Origin of the sequence: Streptomyces sp. NPDC079167 (genome assembly GCF_040686735.1) — a bacterium.
Classification (GTDB): Bacteria; Actinomycetota; Actinomycetes; order Streptomycetales; family Streptomycetaceae; genus Streptomyces.
The window spans coordinates 1-20,605 of sequence record NZ_JBFBLO010000007.1 but is presented as its reverse complement, the minus strand read 5'-3'; the positions used below and the strand labels follow the sequence as shown (position 1 = coordinate 20,605).

Below are 20,605 nucleotides of genomic sequence, written 5' to 3'. Positions count from 1 at the left end.
AGCCGCACATGCCCCGTACACCGCACACCCGCGCCCGCCACCGGGCGAGACCGGCCACGGCCGCGCTCGCCGCCGCCACCGTCCTCGCCTCCCTGCTCGCCGGGGCCGTCCCCAGCGCGGCGGCCGGCGCCGAGGACCCCGCCCCCGTCCTCGTCGACCGCTTCGAGGGTGAGGTCCCCCTCGGCAACCCACCCGCCGACGCCCTCTTCACCTGGGGCGGCGACACCGACGACCACCCCGCTCTGGAGCTGAAGGAGCGCGCCGACGCCCCCGAGGGCGCCAAGGTCCTCCAGGGCACCTACGACATCAGCGCCTACGGCGGGCTCAGCCACGAGTTCGCCGTGGACCAGCCCCCGAAGGACTGGACGGCCCACAAGGGCATCCGCTTCTGGTGGTACGGCCAGAACACCGCGCCCCTGCCGCCCGGTTCGGGCAAGCGGATCAACTTCGAGATCAAGGACGGCGGAGCCAACGGCGGCGCCTCCGAGCTGTGGACCACCTCCTTCACCGACGACTGGGAGGGCTGGCACCAGGTCGAGATCCCCTTCGCCGACTTCGTCTACCGGGCCGACTACCAGCCCGTCGGCGGCATCGACCAGATCCTCGGCCTGAACGAGATGTGGGGCTACGCCCTCACCCTCCCGACCGGCGCCCCCGGCTCCTTCGCCATGGACGCCGTGGAGCTGTACGGCAAGGCCGACCCGGCCCTGAAGTCGAGCGTCGTCGTCGACTCCGCCGTGCACCCGGTCGAGGAGGGCGCCACGGCGGACATCAGGATCTCCGTCGCCACCACCGGATCGGCCCCCACGGAGGAGCCCGTCACGGTCGCGTACACCACCGAGGGCGGCAGCGCCGGGTCCGGCAAGGACTACACACCCGTCACCGGCACGCACACCTTCCCGGCGGGCACCGCCTCCGGCACCACCCACACCGTCTCCGTGGCCACCACAAAGGACAAGGGCGCCGAGTCGGCGGAGACGATCCCGCTCGAACTCACCGTCACCGGGGCCAAGGCGCCCAAGGAGAACCCCCAGGTCGTCATCGACGCCCACGGGCTGCCGTACCAGAACGCGAAGCTCCCGGTGAAGAAGCGCGTCGCCGACCTGCTCGGGCGGATGTCCCCGGCCGAGAAGGCCGGCCAGATGACCCAGGCGGAGCGCAACGCGCTGAGGTCGCCGGGCGACATCGCCACGTACGACCTCGGGTCGCTGCTCTCCGGCGGCGGTTCCGTACCCACGCCGAACACGCCCGAGGCATGGGCGAAGATGACCGACGCCTACCAGCTGCGCGCGCAGGCCACCCGCTTCCAGATCCCGCTGATCTACGGCGTGGACGCGGTGCACGGCCACAACAACGTGATCGGCGCGACGATCATGCCGCACAACATCGGCATCGGCGCCGGCCGCGACCCGAAGCTCGCGGAGAGGACCGGCGCCGTCACGGCGAACGAGGTCCGCGCCACCGGGATCCCATGGGACTTCGCCCCCTGCGTCTGCGTCACCCGCGACGAGCGCTGGGGCCGCTCCTACGAGGCGTACGGCGAGGACCCGGCGCTGGTCGAGGCCATGGAGACGGTCATCACCGGCATGCAGGGCCACCCCTCCGGCAAGGACCTCGACCGCAACGACAAGGTGCTGGCCAGCGCCAAGCACTTCGTCGGCGACGGCGGCACGGAGTTCGGCTCCTCCACCACGGGGTCCTACACCATCGACCAGGGGGTCACGAAGGTCACCCGCCAGGAGCTCGAAGCGGTGCACCTCTCGCCGTTCGCCGAGTCCGTGAAGCGCGGCGTCGGCACGGTCATGCCGTCGTACTCCTCGCTCGACGTCCTCGGCGACGACGCCGGCCCGGTGAAGATGCACGCCAACGCCGAGATGATCAACGGCGTGCTCAAGGACCGGATGGGCTTCGACGGCTTCGTCATCAGCGACTGGCAGGCCATCGACCAGATCCCGGGCGACTACGCGAGCGACGTGCGCACCTCGGTCAACGCGGGCCTGGACATGATCATGGTCCCTACGGCGTACCAGGACTTCACGAAGACGCTCCAGGACGAGGTCACCGACGGCCGGATCAGCCGGGCCAGGATCGACGACGCCGTCTCCCGGATCCTCACCCAGAAGTTCCGCCTCGGACTGTTCGAGAAGCCGTACGCGGACACGTCGAACCTCGGCAAGGTCGGCTCGGCCGAGCACCGCGCGGTCGCCCGCGAGGCAGCCGCCAAGTCCCAGGTGCTCCTGAAGAACGACGGCGCGGTACTGCCGCTCAAGGCGTCCCAGAAGGTCTACGTCGCCGGATCCAACGCCGACGACCTCGGCAACCAGGCCGGAGGCTGGACCGTCAGCTGGCAGGGTGCCTCCGGCGCCACCACCCCGGGCACGACGATCCTGAAGGGCATCGAGAAGAACACCTCCTCGGCCACCTTCTCCCAGGACGCCTCCGCCCCGACCGAGGGATACGACGCCGGAGTCGTCGTGGTCGGTGAGAAGCCGTACGCCGAAGGCATCGGGGACGTCGGCAACGGCCACGACCTGGAGCTCACCGACGCCGACAAGAAGGCCGTCGACACGGTCTGCGCCGCCATGAGGTGCGCGGTCCTCGTCGTGTCGGGCCGCCCCCAGCTCATCGGCGACCGGCTCGGGGACATCGACGCCCTGGTCGCCTCCTGGCTGCCGGGCACCGAGGGCGACGGAGTCGCCGACGTCCTCTACGGCAAGCGGGCCTTCACCGGGCAGCTTCCGGTGACCTGGCCGAAGTCCGAGTCGCAGCTGCCGGTCAACGTCGGCGACGCCGCGTACGACCCGCAGTTCCCGTACGGCTGGGGACTGACCACCCTGCGGAAGGTCCCGCAGGGCGGCGAAGCCACCCTCACCGGCCTCGCCGTCGCCGCGCAGCTCGCCGAGCGAGCCGGCCTCGGGAGGACCGCGGTGGGCAAGGAGATCGTGGACCGGGCGAGACTCCTGGTCCAGCGGAACACCGGCGGCAAGCTGACCGCGGCGGTGTCCAAGCCGTTCGCCGAGGCCGACCACCTGCTGCTCACCGGCGATCTCACCGGGGCGGTGGCGAAGCTGCGCACGGCGTACCGCGCCGTGTGACAGCGGGAAGCCGCGTAACAGCATGGAAGGGACCCGGGCGGGCGACGCATTTTTCGCCCGTTCGGGTTACTTTCGGAGTATGCGGAAGAGGCTGTTCGCTCCCCTGTGGGCCTGCCTGCTGCTGATGGTTTCGGCGGCCGTGCTGGCGATCATCCCAGCTGCCCAGGCCGCCGCCCCCTCGACGATCGACGACGTCGCCACCGCCCTGCGCGAGGACCCCGTCTACGTCGACCCGGCGGCGACCGGTCAGCTCTCGGCATCCCAGGAGGCCGCCCTGGAGAAGAAGATCGAGGACGCCGACAAGCCGGTCTTCGTGGCCGTGCTGCCCGCGACGTCCGAGTACCCGCCCGAGAACCTCCTGCAGAACCTGCGCACCGACACCGGAGTCACCGGCGTCTACGCGGTCCGCCTCGGTGACGGCTTCGACGCGGGCGCCGACCCGCAGGTGATGCCGGTCCGGGCCGTCGACAACCTCACCACAGCCGTGAAGGCACCCGGCACGGACACCGACGCCGCGACCCAGCTCAACGCCTTCGTCGACCGCGCCGTCGACGAGGCCAGGGGCAGCGCCCCGGCCTCCTGGTCCGGCGGCGGCGCCGGCGACGGCGCGCAGGACGGCACTCCGGTGGCCGGTCTGATCGTCCTCGGAGGCGTGGTCCTGGTGGGCGGAGGCACCGCGCTCGCGGTCGTCCGCCGCAACAGGAAGCGCAAGGAGGAGGAGGAGCGGGCCGCCCTGGAGAAGCTCCGTGTCGTCGTGGACGAGGACATCACGGCGTACGGCGAGACCCTGGACCGGCTGGACTTCCACCCCGCCGAGAAGGGCGCGAACGACGCGATGCGCGTCGACTACGAACGCGCGCTCGACTCCTACGAGGACGCCAAGTCCCGCATGGGCAACGCCCGGCAGCCCTCCGACGTACGAGGGGTGACCCAGGCTCTGGAGGACGGCCGCTTCTCGCTCGCCGTCCTGGAGGCCCGTCGCAAGGGCCGCGCGCTCCCGGCCCGCCGCCCGCCCTGCTTCTTCGACCCGCGCCACGGCCCGTCGGTCGCGGACGTCCTGTGGACGCCGTCCGGCGGAGCGGCCCGAGAGGTCCCGGTCTGCGGCGCCGACGAGGTGCGGCTGCGCGACGGCGAGGACCCCATGAGCCGCACGGTCGACGTGGGCGACGGCCGACGGCGCCCCTACTGGGAGGCGGGCCCGGCCTACGGCCCCTGGGCCGGCGGCTACTTCGGCGGCGGCCTGCTCCCGGGCCTGCTGGTCGGCACCATGCTCGGCTCGATGCTCGCCACCCCGGCGTACGCGGCCGAGTACGGCGGCGGTGACTTCGGCGGAGGCGGCGGGGGCGGTGACTGGGGCGGCGGAGACGTCTCAGGCTCCGACTTCGACTCGTCCGGCTTCGGCGGTGGCGGCTTCGGCGACGGCGGAGGGTTCGGAGGCGGCGGAGGCTTCGACGGCGGCGGGTTCTAGACCCCGGGCACTTTCGGCCTTTCCCGCCGCGCCCTCCCACGTCTCCGGAGCCCACATGCCCGAGCGCTTGAGCGAGGCCGGGCAGTGCAGATATATCTCGTCGATCTCCACGACCAGGGCGAGGTCGGGGCGCCGCCCCTTCACCGTCATCGCGTCGAAGAAGGGGGCGTCCGTGAGGACGCGGGCGCGGCCGTTGATCCGCAGGACGGTCATCACGCCGGGTATCAGGTAGAGCAGGCCGACGTGCGGGTTGGACAGGATGTTCCGGAAGCTGTCGCCACGACGGTTGCCCGGCAGGTCGGGCAGGGCGAGCGTCCGCGCGTCCAGGACCCGGGTGAAGCCCGGTGCGCCGCCGCGCGGGGAGGTGTCGCAGTTGCCGTCGGCGTCGGACGTCGAGACAGCGCAGAACGGCGCGCGGGCCAGCAGGTCCAGGTCGTCCTCGGTGAGCTCGTCGTGGACCTTGTCGATGACCAGCGGCCACGGGGTGCCGAGGATCTCCCGCAGCTGCTCGGCCGACTCCAGGAAGACCGCCCCGGCCAGGGGCTCACCGCCCGGGGAGGGGGCGTCGGTGGTGGCGGCCACGGGCGCGCTGTTCGACAAGGGGTTCTCCGTACCTCGCGGGGGCACAGCAGCGGATCGCTGACCTGGCACTGTGAGGACAACCTTACGTAGGGGCGGGCCGCTGCCCGCCGCCCCCACCTCCTGGTGGCGCGAGGGCCGAACGGGTGACAAGCTTGATCAGGTGGACCGTGACCAGGTGGAGAAGCAACTGCTGGACGGCTTGACCGTCGACACCAGCCGGCCTGAGCAGCCGATCCTGCTCGACGAGACGGGCCGGCCGATCAGGACCTGGCGTGAGAACTACCCGTACGACCGCAAGATCCGCCGCAACGAGTACGAGCGGATCAAGCGCATCCTGCAGATAGAGATGCTCAAGCTCCAGCGGTGGACCAAGAACACCGGCGCGCGGGTGGTCGTGGTCTGCGAGGGGCGGGACGCGGCCGGCAAGGGCGGCACCATCCAGCGGTTCACCGAGCGCCTCAACCCGCGTGGCGCGCGCATCGTGGCCCTGGACAAGCCCACGGACCGCGAGCTCGGCCAGTGGTACTTCCAGCGTTACGTGGCCCATCTGCCGGCACCCGGCGAGCTCGTCTTCTTCGACCGCTCCTGGTACAACCGGGCCGGAGTCGAACGCGTCATGGGCTTCTGCACCCCGCCCGAGTACGAGCTCTTCCTCAGGCAGTGCCCGGAGTTCGAGAAGATGCTCGTCGACGACGGCATCATCGTGGTCAAGTTCTGGTTCTCGGTCTCCCGCGCCGAGCAGCGCACCCGCTTCGCCATCCGCCAGGTCGACCCCGTCCGCCAGTGGAAGCTGTCGCCGACGGACATCGACTCGCTGGACCGCTGGGACGACTACACCACGGCGAAGGTCGACATGTTCCGCGCGACCGACACCGAGCACGCGCCCTGGACCGTCGTGAAGAGCAACGACAAGCGCCGGGCCCGCCTCGAAGCGATGCGCAGCCTGCTCGCCCGCGTCGACTACACGGCGAAGAGCGAGGAGGCCGTCGGCAAGCCGGACCCCCTCGTCGTGGGCCCTGCCGCCACCCTGCTGGAACCGGGCGAGGAGGACACCGCCCTCTCGCCCACCCGCCTCGCTCCGAACACCGAGGGGCCGGGGGCGCACCCGTAAAAGGCTCAGTCATGTGTGGCGGTGACGTCACCGTTGACGGTAGCCAGGGTCATCTCGTGCCCGTTCCCCTCCGCGGCGGAAGGGAAGGCCACCGAGGCCCGGCCGTTCCGCGTCGTCGCGTCGACGGCGTACGGGGGCGCGTCGTGCGGCAGCGACACCCGTACCGAGCCGTTGGTCGTGGCGGCGTCGACACGGGACGGCGATGTGGTGCTGCCGAGCGTCACGTCACCGTTGACGGTCTCCGCGCGCAGGCGCGCCGAACTCACGGCCCCGGTGCGCACGGAGCCGTTGCGGGTGGCCAGCCGGACGGTGGCGTCACCATGGCCGGACCGGGCGACCGTCACGTCCCCGTTGACGGTGGTCAGGTCCAGTGCCGCAGCCACACCCGCCACGTCGATGCCCGCGTTCCTGGCGGTGACCGTGACCGGGACGCCGTCGGGGACGCCGACCGCGGGCATACGGGGACACGGCCCGTCCTCGTGCTCCCCCTGATCCTCGTGCCCGGGACAGGACAGATCGAGGACCCAGGTGCCGTCGCGGTGGGACCAACGGCTGTCGATCCGGGCCCCGGTGACCGCCCGGTCGCCCTCGGCGGGCCGCAGACGCACGCCGTTGTCGGTCGTGATCACCAGATGTGAGTCCCGGCCCAGGGCGGGCGGCGCTCCGTCGAGCCGTGCGCCGGGGTCCCCGCCGCACGCGGCCAGGAGGGGGACGGCCGCCAGCAGCGCGGCCCATCGCGATCGGTGCGTGACAGCGGTGATGTCCATGCCTGCCCGTGTTCCCCGCACCGGGCCGTCCCATGGCAGGAGACGGCCGCACGACCGTGACTCAGCGGGACAGCACCTCGATGAGCTGGTAGGGGACCAGGAAGAACCCGAGGACCAGCAGCGACGTGCCGCCGAAGGCGACACCGATCGTCCTGAGCACCCAGGTGCGCAGAGGGAGGACGGCCTTGACCCGTCCGACGTGCTCGGGGTCGTACACGACGGCGACCTGCCGGGGCGAGACGCTGACGGGCTCAGCGGCGGAGTCGGGCTCGCAGAACCGTTTCACGCCCTCCGCGTCGACGAAGCCGTACATCTGCTTCTTGCCCTGGACGTGGTCGGACGTCGCCAGCACCGAGATGCCCCGACGGCGCAGGAGCCACCGGTCGTACAGGTTCTTGGCCGACAGGCCGTACAGGAGCAGGCCGAAGGCCAGGGGCTTCAGACCGAGCAGCCAGAACACCACCCCGAAGATGTCCCCGTGCGCGATCAGGACGACCAGGCCCGCCACGTAGAGCGCCACGGGCAACAGCGCGGCGGCGATCAGCAGCCGGTCGCGGGCCGTTCTCCTGTCCTTGTCCGCGAGTCGGGGAAGCACGACGACCTGTGCCGCGCCGTCCTCGCGTGCTGCGCCCGCGTCCCGGACGGGCAGCGCCCGCTGAGCCGCGTCCACGAAGGCCGTGGCCGACGCCCGGTTGCGGCAGCCCACCCGGTAGACGGTGCCCGACGCCCCCGCGGGAGCGGTGAGGACGACCTCCACCCCGGGCCCGCGCCGGCTTTCGAGGCGCACTTCCTCGACGGCCTCCAGCGGTATGCGTCTTCGGACACCGCCCTGTTCCAGGAGGATCGACCGCTTCTCCAGCGAGAAGGAGCCGGCTCGGCTGCGTACGGTCAGGGAGGGCAGGGCGGGGGCGTCGGGTGTGGTGGCCATGGCGGGACTTTAGCCAGGATGACGGTGAAGAGCCGCCCGATTCCGATATGACCGTACGACTTCATCTGCCAGACTTCTTGAGTGATCGTCAGACTCGCGCGGGAACAGGATCTGGCCGGCTTCATCGCGCTCGCGGCCCAGGTCGAGGAGTGGTTCGGGCCGATGGTGGAGGAGCCCGGCTTCCACCGTGCGGTGGAGGAACACATCCGCCGGTCCGCGGCGCTCGTCGCGGTCTCGCCGGATGCGGAGATCGTCGGAGGCCTGCTGTTCGGCGCGGAGGCGCCGGTCCATCATGTGCACTGGCTCGTCGTGGCCGAGAAGGCGCGCGGAACCGGTGCCGGCCGGGCACTGATGGCGGACGCGTTCCGCCGGTATGTGCGCGGTCCGGGCACCGTCGAGGTGGTCACCTTCGGGGCCGACCACCCGGGTGCCGTGGACAGCGGGGCGCGCGTCTTCTACGAGCGTCTCGGCTTCACACCGGCCGAGGCCGCCGGACCCGGCCCGGAAGGCGGTTCACGGCAGGTCTATCGCCGGGCCGTCGCCTGAGCACCCGCGGTGCCGGGGGCGGCAACAAACTCCTGGCAGCCCAGCGCCTGGGCATCTCCCGCACAACGATCTGCCGCAAGATGCGCACGCACACAATCACCCTCCCCTCCCCCCCCGGGACCCCTCCCGTCGTCGGGAAGTCACGGACAGAAAGTCGGGCGTATTGTCCGGTTCTCCCGTCCCTTGATTCCCAACGACGATCTGACCCCGCGCACGCAGGGCCGTCCCATGGGTGACCCGATGTGCAGCAGTTGCGGCGTAAGACGGATCGTCTTACGCTCGGATCGTGGCTGACACCGTAACGATCCGCACCGACTCGGAGACCGAGCGCGCTCTTGAGGTCCTCACATCGGACGGCGATTCCCGGTCGGCGGCCATAAGACAGGCGGTGCTGGAAGCTGCCCGGCGCAAGGAACGGGCAGCTGCGATGCGGCGAGCCGCTCTGCGCATGCCGCTGGGGGAGCCCGACGGCATCGATGTGGCGGCCGAGATCTCCCGTGATCGCGAAGGCGAGAGTCGATGATCTATCTGGACTCGGCCGCCGTCGTGAAGCTTGTCCACGCCGAGTCGGAGTCACACGCGCTGCGGGCATGGCTCGACGAGCGGGTGGAAACCGCGTGGACGAGTTCTGCCCTGACCGAGATCGAAACGGTCAGAGCGCTGGCTCGCCACGCACCCGCAGCCGTTGTCCGGCTGCATTCGGTGCTCGACCTGATCGAGATGGTGGACATCGACGCCGGCGTAAGGATTCTGGCGCAGACGGTGAAGCCGGCGACCGTGCACAGCCTTGACGCCATTCACCTGGCGACGGCCCTTCGCACACGGTCCCGGCTCACCGCGTTCCTCACGTACGACAAGTGGCTTGCCGACGCCGCGCGCGAGGCCGGACTGCCGGTGGAGGCGCCTGCCTGAGGGCAGGCGCCGGAGCGGCGGGGGTGCTCCCGCCACCGGTCAGCTGGTGGGGAAGCTGTCCGGGGTGCTGATGCGGCTCTTGAGCAGCGCACCGGAATCGGTCAGCACGCCGCTGCTGCTGTAGTCACCGCCGCCGCAGGTGCCGGGCCGGAGCGCCGCGCTGCTCTCGGGGGCGTCGGAGTAGGTCCAGTTCGCGTAGCTGATCTTCAGCTGATCGAGCAGGTCCAGCCAGGCCGTGGTGCTCGCCCGGTCCATCGCTCCGCCGCCCGTGGCGCTCACCGTGCCGAACTCGGTGACGAACAGGGGGAGTCGCGAGGCGGCGCGGCTCAGGGTGGAGCGGTAGGAGTCCTTGTGGCTCGCGGCGTAGAAGTGGAACGCGTACATGATGTTGGACGCGTTGACGGGGTTGTTGACGACCTCGCTCTCGTTGGAGCCGTCCGAGACCCCGAGCGAGGACCAGCCGCGGGTGCCGACGATGACGACCGAGTCCGGGTCGGCCGCGCGGACCACCGGGATGACCTGCTCGGCGTAGCTCTTGATGCCCGACCAGCTCACGCCGTTGGGCTCGTTGGTGATCTCGTAGATCACGTTCTTCTTGGCCGCGTTGCGGGCGGCGACGGACGCGAAGAACGTCTTCGCGCGGTCGAGGTTGTAGTTCGGGTCACCCGGCGTCAGGGTGTGGAAGTCGATCAGGGCGTACATGCCGCGGGCCTCGGCCATGTCGACGAGTTCGTTCACGCGGGCCGTGAAGCCCGCCGGGTCCGTCTCGTAACCGTCCTCCTGTACGTACATGGAGACGCGCAGCAGGTCCGACTTCCAGTCGTTCGCCAGCGCGTCGAGCGACGCGGCGTTGTAGCAGGCGTCGAACCACTGGATGCCGTGCGTGCTCATGCCCCGCAGCTGGACGGGGCGGTCGTACTGGTTGCACAGGTTCACGCCACAGACGTGGAGCGGCCCGTTGATGTCCACGGGGGTGCCGTCGGACGGGACCGGCGGGGGCTCCTCTTCGAGGGAGCCCGTGCAGGCGACACCGTTGAGTGTGAACGCCGTGGGCTTCGGGTTGGCGCCCGTGAAGGAGCCCGTGAATCCCACCTCCGCCGCCGCGCCGGTGGCCAGCGTGCGGTTCCAGTCGAGCCCCGCGACGCTGACGGCCGGGCCGGACTGCGACCAGGTGGCGTTCCAGCCCTGGACGACCTTCTGGCCCGCGTCCGGCATGGTGAAGCCGAGCGTCCAGCCGGTGACGGGAGCGCCCAGGTTGGTGACCTTCACGCCGGCCTGGAAGCCGCCTGACCACTGGCTGGAGACCGTGTAGTCGACCTTGCAGCCGGTGGCTGCCACAGCGGGGGAACTGAACGCTGCCGTGAGGCCCAGGACGGTCGCGAATGTCGCGAGTAAGGCGAACAGGCGTTTCATGGTGCTCCTCCTCGTGCGAAGCGGAAACAGTGGGGGGTGGGAGCGCTCCCAAGGTCCATCGGGCCGAGACCGTACACGGTGTGGGGATGCGCGTACAGACATCCGGCAGGCTTCGGTGAGGAGAGGTACGGGAGGCCATGGCTACGCTGTGGCGGCGAGCTGGGAAGATGTAACGGTCAGGCCCAGGACGATGTGCCGTGCACGGTGTCGGCCGACTGCACGGGGCACCCCATACGTTCCACGGCCGCGAGCACGGCACGGCGGGCCGCCGCGCTGTCGGCGGGCGGGAAGGCGACCCGGAGCTGATGGCCGTAGGCCGACTCGTACGTCATGAGCCAGCCGGTGGCCTCCACGGCGAAGTGGTCCTGCCGCTGGCCGTCGTGCTCGTAGCCGCCACGGTCGGACGTGGGCGCGAGCGCGTCGCGCAGGATCCGCAGGCGTTCGGCGTACGGACGGGCCCCCTCGCCCAGCCGGACGTACACGTGGTCGAGCTCGACTGCGGGGTCGAACCAGGGGGCGAGCTCGGGGGTGTGATGCAGGAGACCGGGGGTGATGCTGCGGCTCGTCAGGCCGTCCAGGAACGCGCCGGCGCCGCAGTCGAACCGCTCGTAGTCGTCGTCCCGTGACCAGATGACCACGGGCCAGGACTCGGGAGGCCCTTCGGTCAGCCAGCAGACGTGCGCCGCGCTCTCCGTCACCGCCCAGGCGAGCAGCCCGCCGGGCTCCGGGAAGAGCGGGTAGGGGTAATTCTCGGGGGAGAAGTCGCGCAGCGGACCGTAGTCGTCCAGGAGCTCCGCCGTGAGCGGGACCGGGTTGTCATCACCGAACGGGGTGCAAAGGCACAGAGCGCCCCAGAAGTCCCCGCGACCGTACGTTGCGACCAGCTGCTTGTAGTCCTCCGGCAGCGGGGTGCCCAGGGCCCTCTCCACCTCGGCCCAGTCGCCCCGGCCGTCGACCGCCACGGCGGGCGGGCGTACCCGTTCGGCGATCCGGGCGAGCGAGCCGTGCGGGCCGGTCACGCGCGCGCCCTCAGGCTGCGGAGGCGACGAACGCGGCCCAGGCGGCCGGCGGCACGGTCAGCACCGGCCCGTCGGTGACCTTGGAGTCGCGGATGTGGATGGCGGCGGGGTGGGCGGCGACCTCTACGCAGTTGCCGCCCTGATCGCTGCTGTAGCTGGATTTGTGCCAGTCGTAGGCGACTTCGAGGCAGTCGCCGCCCTCGCTTCCGCTGTAGCTCGACTTGAACCAGGTGAGGCCTGTGTCGTGTGCTGCGCGCGTCATGACTCTCCTAGCAGGTCGTCCAGTAGGCGCATGGTTTCCTCGGGGGAAATCGCCTGCGAACGCAGCATCCCATATTTCTGTTGCAGCACACTGACCTCGTCGAGGTCGTCGATCAGGACGCTGACGCGTTGTCCCTCGATGTAGGCCAGCTGATCGTGGTCAGGGGTCTCAAGCAGCACCATCGGACCGTCCAGCGCGGAGTGGGTCTCGCGGTCGGTCGGCATGATCTGTAGCCCCAGGAACGGAAGTTCGGCGCACCTTCGCAGATGCAGGATCTGCTCGCGGAGTACGGACCGGCCTCCGAGGGGCCGCGCCAGAACAGACTCCTCGATCAAAAAGTTGACCATCGGCCGGGGCTTACGGCTGAGGAAGCGCTGCCGGTCGAGGTGGGCTGCGATGCGTTCCTCAAGCTCGTCGTCCTCAAGGGGAGGGTAGAGGCTTGTGAATACAGCGCGCGCGTATGCCTCGGTCTGGAGCTGCCCAGGAACCACTTGGTTCTGATAAGACAGCAGCGTCACCGCCTCCTGCTCGTACTCCACGAAGTCCTGCACGAACGCCGGGAACCGCTCCCTCTGCGGCACCTTCGCCACCGCGACCGCCAACGCCCCCTTCGTGTCCAGCAGTTCGTCCAGCAGCGCCGCGAAGTCCGCCTGGAGCGGTCGGCGGCCCTGCTCGATGGAGGCGATCGTGTCCTCGCCCACGCAGCACCGGTCGGCCAGTGACGCCTGGGTGTATCCGGCCGCGCGCCGGAACGCGGCGAGCTGGGCGCCGATGACGTGCCAGGACGTGACGCGCTTGTTCCTCTTCACCGAGTGCATGACGTGCCTCTCCCCGTACGCGAGCACCGCCTGACCCGTCAGCGCTCGTACAGACGCGGTGTACGACCTGACGCGGTGACCAACAGTAGTGACGTTCTGTGACAGTCGTCCCGTGAACGAGACAACGCAACTCGCCTCCTTCCGTGAGGCGTTCTACCGCCGTGAGCGCAGGTCGGTGCCGCTTGTGCGCCAGTTCGTACGGGAGGCTCTGGTCGACTGGGCGTGCGAGGTGGACCTCGATGACGTACTGCTCTGCGTGAGCGAGCTGGCGACCAACGCGCTGGTCCACGGCGTCCCGCCCGGGAGGGGTTTCCGGGTCCAGCTCACCTGGGGGAGCGCGCTCCGGATCGAGGTGCACGACAGTGGCGGGGGACAGGTCGGGGAGCCGGCGGACCCCGGGCCCCTCGCCGAGTACGGGCGAGGGCTCGCGCTCGTCGGGGCGCTCGCCGATGCGTGGGGAGTGGGGGAGAGGGACCCTGGGAAGACCGTCTGGTGCGAGTTTGCCGGTTCGGCAAGCAGGTTTGTCGAATCGCCGCCATGCGCGCACCATCGTCCGTAACAGGAGGTGATCCGCATGAGTGAGACGAACCAGCGGTACGACGTAGTGGTGATCGGCGGTGGCGCCGCCGGGCTGAGCGGGGCCCTCGCCCTGTCCAGGGCGCGGCGTTCCGTGCTTGTGATCGACGCGGGCAGCCCGCGCAACGCCCCCGCGTCCCACGCGCACAACTACCTGGGCCGGGAGGGTGTCCCGCCCCTGGAGCTGCTGGCCATCGGCCGGGCCGAGGCGGCGGAGTACGGGGCGGAGATCGTCCGGGGCAGCGTCGTCTCGGCGGAGAGGCTGTCCGACGGCTTCCGCGTCGTGCGGGAGGACGGGAGCGCCGTCCACGCCCGTCGCCTGCTGGTGACCACCGGGATCGTCGACGAGCTGCCGGCCGTGGAGGGCCTGGCCGAGCGCTGGGGCAGCGAGGTGCTGCACTGCCCGTACTGCCACGGGTGGGAGGTGCGGGACAGGCCGGTCGGCATTCTGGCGAGCAGCCCCATGGCCGTGCACCACGCGCTGCTCTGGCGGCAGTGGACCGACGACGTGGCGCTGTTCCGCAACGACCAGCCCGACTTCAGCGACGAGGAGTACGAGCAGTTCGCCGCACGGGGCATCTCGGTGGTGGACGGCGAGGTCGCGGCGGTGGAGGTGGCCGACGGCCGGCTCACCGGGGTGCGGCTGGCCGGGGGCACGGTGATCCCGCGTGAGGCGCTCGTGGTCCAGCCGCGCTTCACCGCGCGGTCGGCGGTCCTGGAGAGCCTCGGGCTGGTGCCGACCGAGATGACGATGGGTGACCAGGTCATCGGCACGTACATCGCGGCAGACCCGACCGGGGCGACCGCTGTGCCGGGGGTCTGGGTGGCCGGCAACGTCACCAACCTCATGGAGCAGGTCGTCGGGGCTGCTGCCGCCGGGGTGAAGTCGGCTTCGGCCATCAACATGGACCTCGTCACCGAGGACACCCGCCGCGCGGTCGACGCCCGCCGCGCACCCTTCTCGGCCGAGGCCGAGCGCCAGGTCACCGAGCGTGTGCTCGGAGACCGCCGTCACGGACTTCAGGAGACCTCACGATGACCACCGACAGCACCCGTACCGACGCCGAGATGTGGGACGACCGGTACCGCGAGAGCGACCGGATCTGGAGCGGAAACCCCAACGTCGCCCTGGTCCGCGAGGTGGAGGGCCTCACACCGGGGCGGGCCCTCGACCTCGGGTGCGGCGAGGGCGCGGACGCGGTCTGGCTGGCCCGGTGGGGGTGGCGGGTCACCGCCACGGACATCTCGCGGGTCGCACTGGAGCGGGCGGCGGTCCACGCGGCCGAGGCCGGTGTCGCCGACCGGATCGACTGGCAGTGGCACGACCTGGGCGCCTCGTTCCCCGGAGGGGAGTACGACCTGGTCTCCGCCCAGTTCCTGCATTCGATGGGAGACCTGCCCCGCGAGGAGATCCTGCGCAGGGCGGCGAGGGCGGTCGCCCCGGGGGGCGTGCTCCTGATCGTCGGGCACGCCGGCTTCCCCTCGTGGGAGCACGACCACCCGGACATGGAGCTGCCGACGACGGACGAGGTTCTCGCCTCGCTCGAACTGCCGGACGGTGAGTGGGAGGTGCTGCTCAGCGAGGAGCACGAGCGGATCCAGAACGACCCGGAGGGCAACCCCACCACCCGCACGGACAACGCGCTGAAGGTGCGCCGGAACGCGGGCCGCTGAACCGCCGGAACGCAGGCCGCTGACGCCGAGCGCCCGCCGTCCTCCCCGGGGAAGGGGAGGGCCGGCGGGCGCGCTCGGTGCGGGAGGGTCAGGCCTGCGGGACGGCCTTGATCGCGGAGATGTCGAAGTTCAGCTTGACCTTGTCGCCGACCAGCACGCCGCCGGTCTCCAGCGCCGCGTTGTAGGTCAGGCCCCAGTCGGAGCGCAGGATCTCGGCGCTGCCCTCGAAGCCCACGCGCTGGCTGCCGAAGGGGTCGGTGGCGGAGCCGTTGAACTCCAGGTCGATGGAGAGCGGGCGGGTCACGTCCTTGATCGTGAGGTCGCCGGTGACGCGGTAGGTGTCCCCGCCGAGCTGCTCGGCCCCGGTGGAGCGGAACGTCATCAGGGGGAACGTCTCGGCGTCGAAGAAGTCGCCGCTGACCAGGTGGCCGTCGCGGTCGGCGATGCCGGTGTCGACGCTGGCGATCTTCACGTCGATGGAGGCGGAGGAGTTGGACGGGTCGGAGCCGTCCAGCTCCAGGGTGCCCTCGTGCTCACCGAAGGAACCGCGCACGTTGGTGACCATGGCGTGGCGCACGGTGAAGCCGATGCTGCTGTGGGCCGGGTCGATCGTGTAGGTGCCCGTCAGCGCGGCCAGCGCGGGGTCCACCGCGAGGGTGGCGGTGGCGGCCGGGGCGTCGTTGTTCTTGCGGTTGAACAGAGCCATGGCTCCTCCTCGGGGGACGGATTCAGCGAGTGGTCGTCGAAGCGTTGGTTTAACCTTCAACGACTTCGACTGTAGACCCATCTTGTTCAAAGTTCAACATCAAGGATCCGGATCGGCCCACAAGGCCTTCGAGGCCCGCCTCGGCGCCCTCGCTCAGGCCGGCCCCGGCCCGAAGGATCCGGCACGCCGACCGTGCCGGATCACCCCTTAAAGTTTGCCCATGGGTTTGACAGCAGGTCACGAGGGAGGAGCCCTGCCCGGTCCGCCGGCCCCGGTACAGGGCTGGCAGGCGCCGAGCGCGGTCGAGCGGGGGCTGTACGAGGCGAAGGCGCGCGGCGACTGGCCCGCGTACTACGACCTCGTCGCCCGGGCCGACCTGTACATGATGCAGTCGCGGGCGTACGTCGACGCGAACCCGGGCAACAGTCGCTTCCACCCCTACTGGAGCCCGCAGACCCGGACCATGTGCCTGGCCGTTTACACCGGCGGCATGCTGCCACCGCCCGTCGCGGACCCGGTCTACAACTGCTACGACCTGGGGTGGTTCGCGGACGCCTGGGACCCGCACGACCCGCCCTACCTCGTCGTCAACCCCGGCAGCCCCTGCGAGGGCATCCTGCCGGCCGGGCCGGAGGGCCGCGCCCTGTGGCAGCGCCACTCCGCCCCGGTCGAACTGCCGGGGCTGGCCCAGGACGTCGTCCACACCCTGGAGGTGGGCGGGCCACGCAGCGGCCCCGTCGCCTTCGGTCTCGCGGTCGGCGCGCACATCAACGTGCGCAACGGGCGTTACTGGAACTCGATGGCGTACCACGGCAGCGGCTACCGCAACGAGAAGAACACGCTGGAACGCTGGTGGGGCGTCAGTACCCGCGAGGACTGGCAGGACGCGCAGGAACAACTGCTGCGCGCCGGGATGGTCAGCGGCGTCTGGGAGTTCGTCCTGCAACTGCGCCGCTCCATGGCCCTGGACTTCGCGGGCCCCGTCGACGTCGACCACTGGCGCCAGGCCGCGGCGAACGTGGTGCGCAGGCGCACCGAGGCCGCCACCGAGCCCCGCCTGACCCCGGACGGCGTCACCCAGGGCCACACCGTCACCGCCGCGGAGCTGGAGGGGCAAGTGACCGGCGTGCAGCGGCTGATCGGCCGCATCGCCCGCTACGAGGCACGGTTCCGCGCCGACGGCCTGCTACCCGAAGGCGGCTACGTCCGAAGCGTCGAGGCCTGGGACTACGGCCGGGCCTCCGGCATGGCCCGCTGGGGCCTCGCCGCCCGCCTGTGCTCCCTGCCGGAGGCGGAGGCGGCCGTGGTCCGCGCCGGCCGTCTGGTCCAGCTCAACTACCGCTCGTGGGAGAGCTTCTCGGCCGCCTACGTCCTCGGCCGCTGCCTCCACTTCGACGAAGAGGAGTTCGGCGAGTGGTACGAGACCGTCCTCGCGACCCACCGCGCCCTGACCAGCGACCCGACCAGCCCGTGGCGCACGCTCCCCTGGACCTGAGGTGGGCAGGCCCCTCGTGTCGGTCGACATCCGGAAGTACGACGGCAGCCTGAGTGCGCGGTGGACGGCTGACCGGCTCGGCGAGGACGAGCACGGCGTGTGGCTGGGTACGGCACAGGGGGTCGCGGTCAGTTCCGCCACGGGAGGCTGGACGAGTCGGTTCGCGTGCGTGATGGCGGTCCCGCGGGCCGAGGTCTGCCCCGGGTCGAGGACGAGGACGAATTCGCCGAGCACCGAGTGCTTTACGGCTGTCCCGAGAGCCTGGTCAGCAAGGCTCGGCAGACCTGCGAGTGGCTGATGGAGGCGGGCTGCCGCGACGGTGACGGCGCCGAGCCCTTCGCCTCCGCATACCGCCACTGGCTCGACCTCGTCAGGTAGCCGGGGCGCGGTCTGCCTCCGCGCCGCTTCGGCGGATGACGCGGACGCCGGTCGCCCTCTGGCGGACGCGCGTAGAACTGGGGCACTATCTCCCTGCCCATAAGTTGTCATGAGCAGGAGGATCCCCCATGCTGACCCGCCCCCGACTCCGCTCGGCCCTCACCGCTCTCGCACTCGTCCTGGGCGCGCTCTTCGCGCCCGGCGTCGGTGTCCTCGGCGGCGGCGCCACCGAGGCGCACGCCGTCACCAAGCTGACCCACTCGCAGGCGACCTCCCGCTTCAGCTCGTCCGGGATCACCTGGTCGTCCTCCGGCGGCTGTTCCAACCGGAACGTCTCCACCTGCACGTCCTTCGACCAGCTCAACCTGACCAGCGCCCAGGGCGCCCAGACTCTGAAGAGCGCCACGGGCTGCGCCCTGAACATCACCGGGGGCACGGAGACCGGGCACGCCAGTGGCACGTACTCGCACTGGAACGGCTACAAGCTGGACTTCGGCAAGAGCACCTGCCTGACGAACTACGTGAAGGGCGTCTTCACGTACATCGGTGTGCGAGGTGACGGCGCGCCCCAGTACCGGTCCGGCTCCGGCAACGTCTACGCCGACGAGGGCAACCACTGGGACGTGACGTACTACAACTGCGGCGGCTGCTGACCTCCCCTGTACGCACCGTGGCCCCCGTCCGGCGGGACGGGGGCCACGGTGTCACGGGTGGCTGATCAGGAACCCACGCTCACCGTGAAGCGGCGGGGGTTGCCGTCGTGCGCCGCCCCCGACACGTCCGGCTCGCCGTCCGGGCGTACGTCGTCGTAGGGGAAGGCGTAGCCGATCGGGGAGTTCGCGTGGACCACGCGTGACCAGTGGTTGGTCACCGCGCCCTGGTAGTAGTCCGCCACCGACGTGCCGTTCGGCTGGCTGGGGTGGCTGAGCATGATCGAGCGGTTGAAGCCGGCCGCGATCCTGGCCAGCAGGGCCTTCTTGTCGTCGGAGTCCCCGGGGTTGTTGGTGAAGGGGCCGTGGTTGCAGGTGAAGATGTCCTTCGACGTCGGCTTGACGAAGGTGTGGCCGCCCTCGAACGTCAGGGTGTCCCCGCTGACCCGGCCGGCGAGCGTGCCCCGGCCGCCCTGCAGGTCGATCCGCAGATCGGTGGAGCGGTACTTCTCCCAGACCTCGTCGATCTGTCCGGTGAACAGATCGCGGAACGGCATCTCGGCGGGCCGGTCGAAGAACGGCGCCATCAGGTTCTGCGGCGAGACGACCCGCAGGACCTGCCCGTCCGAGCTCCGGGTGACGAGCTTGTCCCAGGGCTGCCCGTCGGACGCCGCCTGGGCCGTGAGGTCGTCGGCGATGCGCTGGACCGCGCCGTCCGGGAGCGGGGCCACCGTGTGCGTGGCGTCACCCTCCAGGGTCAGCCCGATCGGCAGCGCCGTCACCAGGTCGACGTAGCTGATGTTCGCGTAGAGCTGCTGCGGGTTGAAGGTGAACTCGCAGAACGACCAGGTCCTGCCGTAGTTCGGGTCGGTGGGCGTCGCGAAGGCCGGCTCGACCAGGGACGGGCCCGGGTTGAGGTAGAAGTCCAGCTTGTCGTCGCGTACGAAGTAGACCCGCGCCCCGTACATCTGGGGCAGGGTCAGGACGACCGGGCCGGCTCCCGCGGCCTTCAGCGGAATGGCGCAGTCGACCGGCAGCGGGGTCTGCGGGGCGCCGGGGGAGTCGGGGCGGTAGACGCTGCCGTCCGGGCGCAGGAGCACCCAGCGGTCCGTGCCCTGCTCGTGGCCGGTGACATAGGCGTGCACGGTGCCCGGCAACGACTTGTTCTCCAGGGCCAGTTCGCAGGTCGCGGGGGCGGCCGACGTACGAGGGCTCAGGGCGCTGCCCCAGAGGGGGTAGGTGAGCGCGGTCGCGGAGGCGGCGGCGCCCGTCAGGAACATTCTGCGCGAAATCACGGAGGACTCCCGAGGTGTGGGGGGCCGCAGACAGGGGTCAGGGGTGGTGCGGGGAGGTGGAGCGGTGGGGCCGTCTGCGGTGCGCACCACTCTCGCTACGGCTCCGGTGGGCGTCAAGAGTTAGGACTGAGAGCGCTCTCAAGAAGTTGTCGTTCTTCACAACTCGACGCCGTGGGACGGGTTTTGACCACGCATGGTCCCTCGCCGTGTGCACCGGGTGAACAGATGCTGAACGCGGCCGCCCCGGCCGGCTGCGGGGCCATTCCGGTGGGTCCGGTCGTCCGCCCCGGTGGCTCCGCGGCGTGGCGCGCGGAGCGGCGTGTGGCCGGGGACACATTCCCCGCTTTGTCGAAGCTCTACAACGCGGAAGCCCTGTGAGCTGGCAGATGGGATGCATGGTGCACCGCTTCTGTCAGGTGCCACCAGGAAACCGGGCAGGAGACTGTTCGGTGTGGACGGCAGGAATTGCGCGGTCGGGTTCGTAGGGTCGACGTATGACCGTTGTGGACGAAATCCCGGGCGAGCCGAGTGACACGCGTGGCCGGGTGGCCGAACTGCTGGCACTGCGCGAGCAGGCCCGGCGTGGACCGAGCGACCGGGCGACCGAGGCGCAGCACGCCAAGGGCAAGCTGACGGCGCGCGAGCGCATCGAGCTGCTGCTGGACGAGGGATCGTTCAAGGAGGTCGAGCAGCTGCGCCGGCACCGGGCGACCGGCTTCGGCCTGGAGGCCAAGAAGCCGTACACCGACGGTGTCATCACCGGCTGGGGCACGGTCGACGGCCGGACGGTCTTCGTCTACGCGCACGACTTCCGCATCTTCGGCGGGGCGCTGGGCGAGGCCCACGCCACGAAGATCCACAAGATCATGGACATGGCCATCTCGGCCGGTGCCCCGCTGGTCTCCCTGAA

Annotated in this window: 22 protein-coding genes and 1 pseudogene; 14 read left to right on the top strand and 9 right to left on the bottom strand. The window is 70.6% G+C overall.

What is annotated here, in order from left to right; translation table 11 throughout:
• Positions 1-8 precede the first annotated feature (8 nt).
• On the top strand, positions 9-3,095 hold the full coding sequence (locus tag AB0P41_RS16405; RefSeq protein ID WP_365932584.1) for a glycoside hydrolase family 3 N-terminal domain-containing protein: 3,087 nt from the start codon (positions 9-11) through the stop codon (positions 3,093-3,095).
• Positions 3,096-3,174: 79 nt separating this feature from the next.
• Positions 3,175-4,563, top strand: a complete 1,389-nt coding sequence (locus AB0P41_RS16400) for a hypothetical protein (protein ID WP_365932582.1) — start codon at positions 3,175-3,177, stop codon at positions 4,561-4,563.
• 27 nt (positions 4,564-4,590) lie between these two features.
• On the opposite strand, the pseudogene AB0P41_RS16395 reads toward AB0P41_RS16400, so the two are convergent.
• Positions 4,591-5,163 (bottom strand): annotated as a pseudogene (locus AB0P41_RS16395) (MSMEG_1061 family FMN-dependent PPOX-type flavoprotein); the annotation flags it as partial.
• A gap of 142 nt (positions 5,164-5,305) precedes the next feature.
• Here AB0P41_RS16395 and ppk2 point away from each other — a divergent pair.
• Complete coding sequence (ppk2, locus tag AB0P41_RS16390; RefSeq protein ID WP_365932581.1) at positions 5,306-6,256, top strand: polyphosphate kinase 2; 951 nt, start codon at positions 5,306-5,308, stop codon at positions 6,254-6,256.
• A gap of 5 nt (positions 6,257-6,261) precedes the next feature.
• Here ppk2 and AB0P41_RS16385 read toward each other — a convergent pair whose 3' ends face one another.
• On the bottom strand, positions 6,262-7,023 hold the full coding sequence (locus tag AB0P41_RS16385) for a DUF4097 family beta strand repeat-containing protein (RefSeq protein ID WP_365932579.1): 762 nt from the start codon (positions 7,021-7,023) through the stop codon (positions 6,262-6,264).
• A 61-nt stretch (positions 7,024-7,084) separates the two neighbouring features.
• Positions 7,085-7,951 (bottom strand): hypothetical protein, encoded by an 867-nt coding sequence (locus tag AB0P41_RS16380; RefSeq protein ID WP_365932577.1) that lies wholly within the window; start codon positions 7,949-7,951, stop codon positions 7,085-7,087.
• 81 nt (positions 7,952-8,032) lie between these two features.
• Here AB0P41_RS16380 and AB0P41_RS16375 point away from each other — a divergent pair, with 81 nt between their 5' ends.
• Genes AB0P41_RS16375 through AB0P41_RS16360 form a run of 4 tightly spaced genes read left to right on the top strand, consistent with a single transcriptional unit; the run spans position 8,033 to position 9,409 of the window.
• Positions 8,033-8,497, top strand: coding sequence for a GNAT family N-acetyltransferase (locus AB0P41_RS16375; RefSeq protein WP_365932575.1), 465 nt, complete (start codon positions 8,033-8,035; stop codon positions 8,495-8,497).
• Entirely contained in the window at positions 8,494-8,733 is a 240-nt protein-coding gene (locus AB0P41_RS16370) for a helix-turn-helix domain-containing protein (protein ID WP_365932824.1), read from the top strand. Before AB0P41_RS16375 ends, AB0P41_RS16370 begins: the two co-directional genes overlap by 4 nt.
• Before the next feature lie 50 nt (positions 8,734-8,783).
• Entirely contained in the window at positions 8,784-9,020 is a 237-nt protein-coding gene (locus tag AB0P41_RS16365) for a hypothetical protein (protein ID WP_356711306.1), read from the top strand.
• Positions 9,017-9,409, top strand: a complete 393-nt coding sequence (locus tag AB0P41_RS16360; RefSeq protein ID WP_356711304.1) for a type II toxin-antitoxin system VapC family toxin — start codon at positions 9,017-9,019, stop codon at positions 9,407-9,409. The genes AB0P41_RS16365 and AB0P41_RS16360 overlap by 4 nt, the downstream gene beginning before the upstream one ends.
• Before the next feature lie 39 nt (positions 9,410-9,448).
• On the opposite strand, the gene AB0P41_RS16355 is transcribed toward AB0P41_RS16360, so the two are convergent.
• The 4 genes from AB0P41_RS16355 to AB0P41_RS16340 form a co-directional block, all read right to left on the bottom strand.
• Positions 9,449-10,822 (bottom strand): cellulase family glycosylhydrolase, encoded by a 1,374-nt coding sequence (locus AB0P41_RS16355; protein ID WP_365932572.1) that lies wholly within the window; start codon positions 10,820-10,822, stop codon positions 9,449-9,451.
• Between the two features lie 176 nt (positions 10,823-10,998).
• Positions 10,999-11,841 (bottom strand): SMI1/KNR4 family protein, encoded by an 843-nt coding sequence (locus AB0P41_RS16350; RefSeq protein ID WP_365932570.1) that lies wholly within the window; start codon positions 11,839-11,841, stop codon positions 10,999-11,001.
• A 10-nt stretch (positions 11,842-11,851) separates the two neighbouring features.
• Positions 11,852-12,103: a DUF397 domain-containing protein gene (locus AB0P41_RS16345; RefSeq protein ID WP_356711298.1), complete on the bottom strand. Its 252-nt coding sequence runs from the start codon at positions 12,101-12,103 to the stop codon at positions 11,852-11,854.
• Positions 12,100-12,921 carry a helix-turn-helix transcriptional regulator gene (locus tag AB0P41_RS16340; protein WP_365932568.1) on the bottom strand — a complete coding sequence of 274 codons (822 nt, stop codon included), beginning with the start codon at positions 12,919-12,921 and terminating at the stop codon, positions 12,100-12,102. The genes AB0P41_RS16345 and AB0P41_RS16340 overlap by 4 nt, the downstream gene beginning before the upstream one ends.
• Positions 12,922-13,033: 112 nt before the next feature.
• Between AB0P41_RS16340 and AB0P41_RS16335 the strand changes: the two genes are divergently transcribed.
• From AB0P41_RS16335 to AB0P41_RS16325, 3 genes are read left to right on the top strand one after another with little or no spacing between them, the layout of a single operon-like run.
• Complete coding sequence (locus AB0P41_RS16335; RefSeq protein ID WP_365932566.1) at positions 13,034-13,480, top strand: ATP-binding protein; 447 nt, start codon at positions 13,034-13,036, stop codon at positions 13,478-13,480.
• A 15-nt stretch (positions 13,481-13,495) separates the two neighbouring features.
• Positions 13,496-14,536 carry an NAD(P)/FAD-dependent oxidoreductase gene (locus tag AB0P41_RS16330; protein WP_365932564.1) on the top strand — a complete coding sequence of 347 codons (1,041 nt, stop codon included), beginning with the start codon at positions 13,496-13,498 and terminating at the stop codon, positions 14,534-14,536.
• Complete coding sequence (locus tag AB0P41_RS16325) at positions 14,533-15,171, top strand: class I SAM-dependent methyltransferase (protein WP_365932563.1); 639 nt, start codon at positions 14,533-14,535, stop codon at positions 15,169-15,171. The genes AB0P41_RS16330 and AB0P41_RS16325 overlap by 4 nt, the downstream gene beginning before the upstream one ends.
• An 88-nt stretch (positions 15,172-15,259) precedes the next feature.
• Here AB0P41_RS16325 and AB0P41_RS16320 read toward each other — a convergent pair whose 3' ends face one another.
• Positions 15,260-15,877, bottom strand: coding sequence for a YceI family protein (locus tag AB0P41_RS16320; protein ID WP_365932561.1), 618 nt, complete (start codon positions 15,875-15,877; stop codon positions 15,260-15,262).
• Positions 15,878-16,097: 220 nt separating this feature from the next.
• Between AB0P41_RS16320 and AB0P41_RS16315 the strand changes: the two genes are divergently transcribed.
• The 3 genes from AB0P41_RS16315 (at position 16,098) to AB0P41_RS16305 (ending at position 18,403) form a co-directional block, all read left to right on the top strand.
• Positions 16,098-17,372 (top strand): DUF1266 domain-containing protein, encoded by a 1,275-nt coding sequence (locus AB0P41_RS16315; RefSeq protein ID WP_356711287.1) that lies wholly within the window; start codon positions 16,098-16,100, stop codon positions 17,370-17,372.
• A gap of 165 nt (positions 17,373-17,537) precedes the next feature.
• Positions 17,538-17,750 (top strand): hypothetical protein, encoded by a 213-nt coding sequence (locus AB0P41_RS16310; protein WP_356711285.1) that lies wholly within the window; start codon positions 17,538-17,540, stop codon positions 17,748-17,750.
• Positions 17,751-17,878: 128 nt separating this feature from the next.
• Positions 17,879-18,403, top strand: coding sequence for a hypothetical protein (locus AB0P41_RS16305; RefSeq protein WP_356711283.1), 525 nt, complete (start codon positions 17,879-17,881; stop codon positions 18,401-18,403).
• Between the two features lie 65 nt (positions 18,404-18,468).
• Here AB0P41_RS16305 and AB0P41_RS16300 read toward each other — a convergent pair whose 3' ends face one another.
• A complete protein-coding gene (locus tag AB0P41_RS16300; protein WP_356711776.1) occupies positions 18,469-19,680 on the bottom strand; it encodes a glycoside hydrolase family 64 protein in 1,212 nt (403 codons plus the stop codon).
• A 509-nt stretch (positions 19,681-20,189) separates the two neighbouring features.
• Here AB0P41_RS16300 and AB0P41_RS16295 point away from each other — a divergent pair.
• The coding region (locus tag AB0P41_RS16295) for a carboxyl transferase domain-containing protein (RefSeq protein ID WP_365932558.1) at positions 20,190-20,605 on the top strand (416 nt) is incomplete at its 3' end.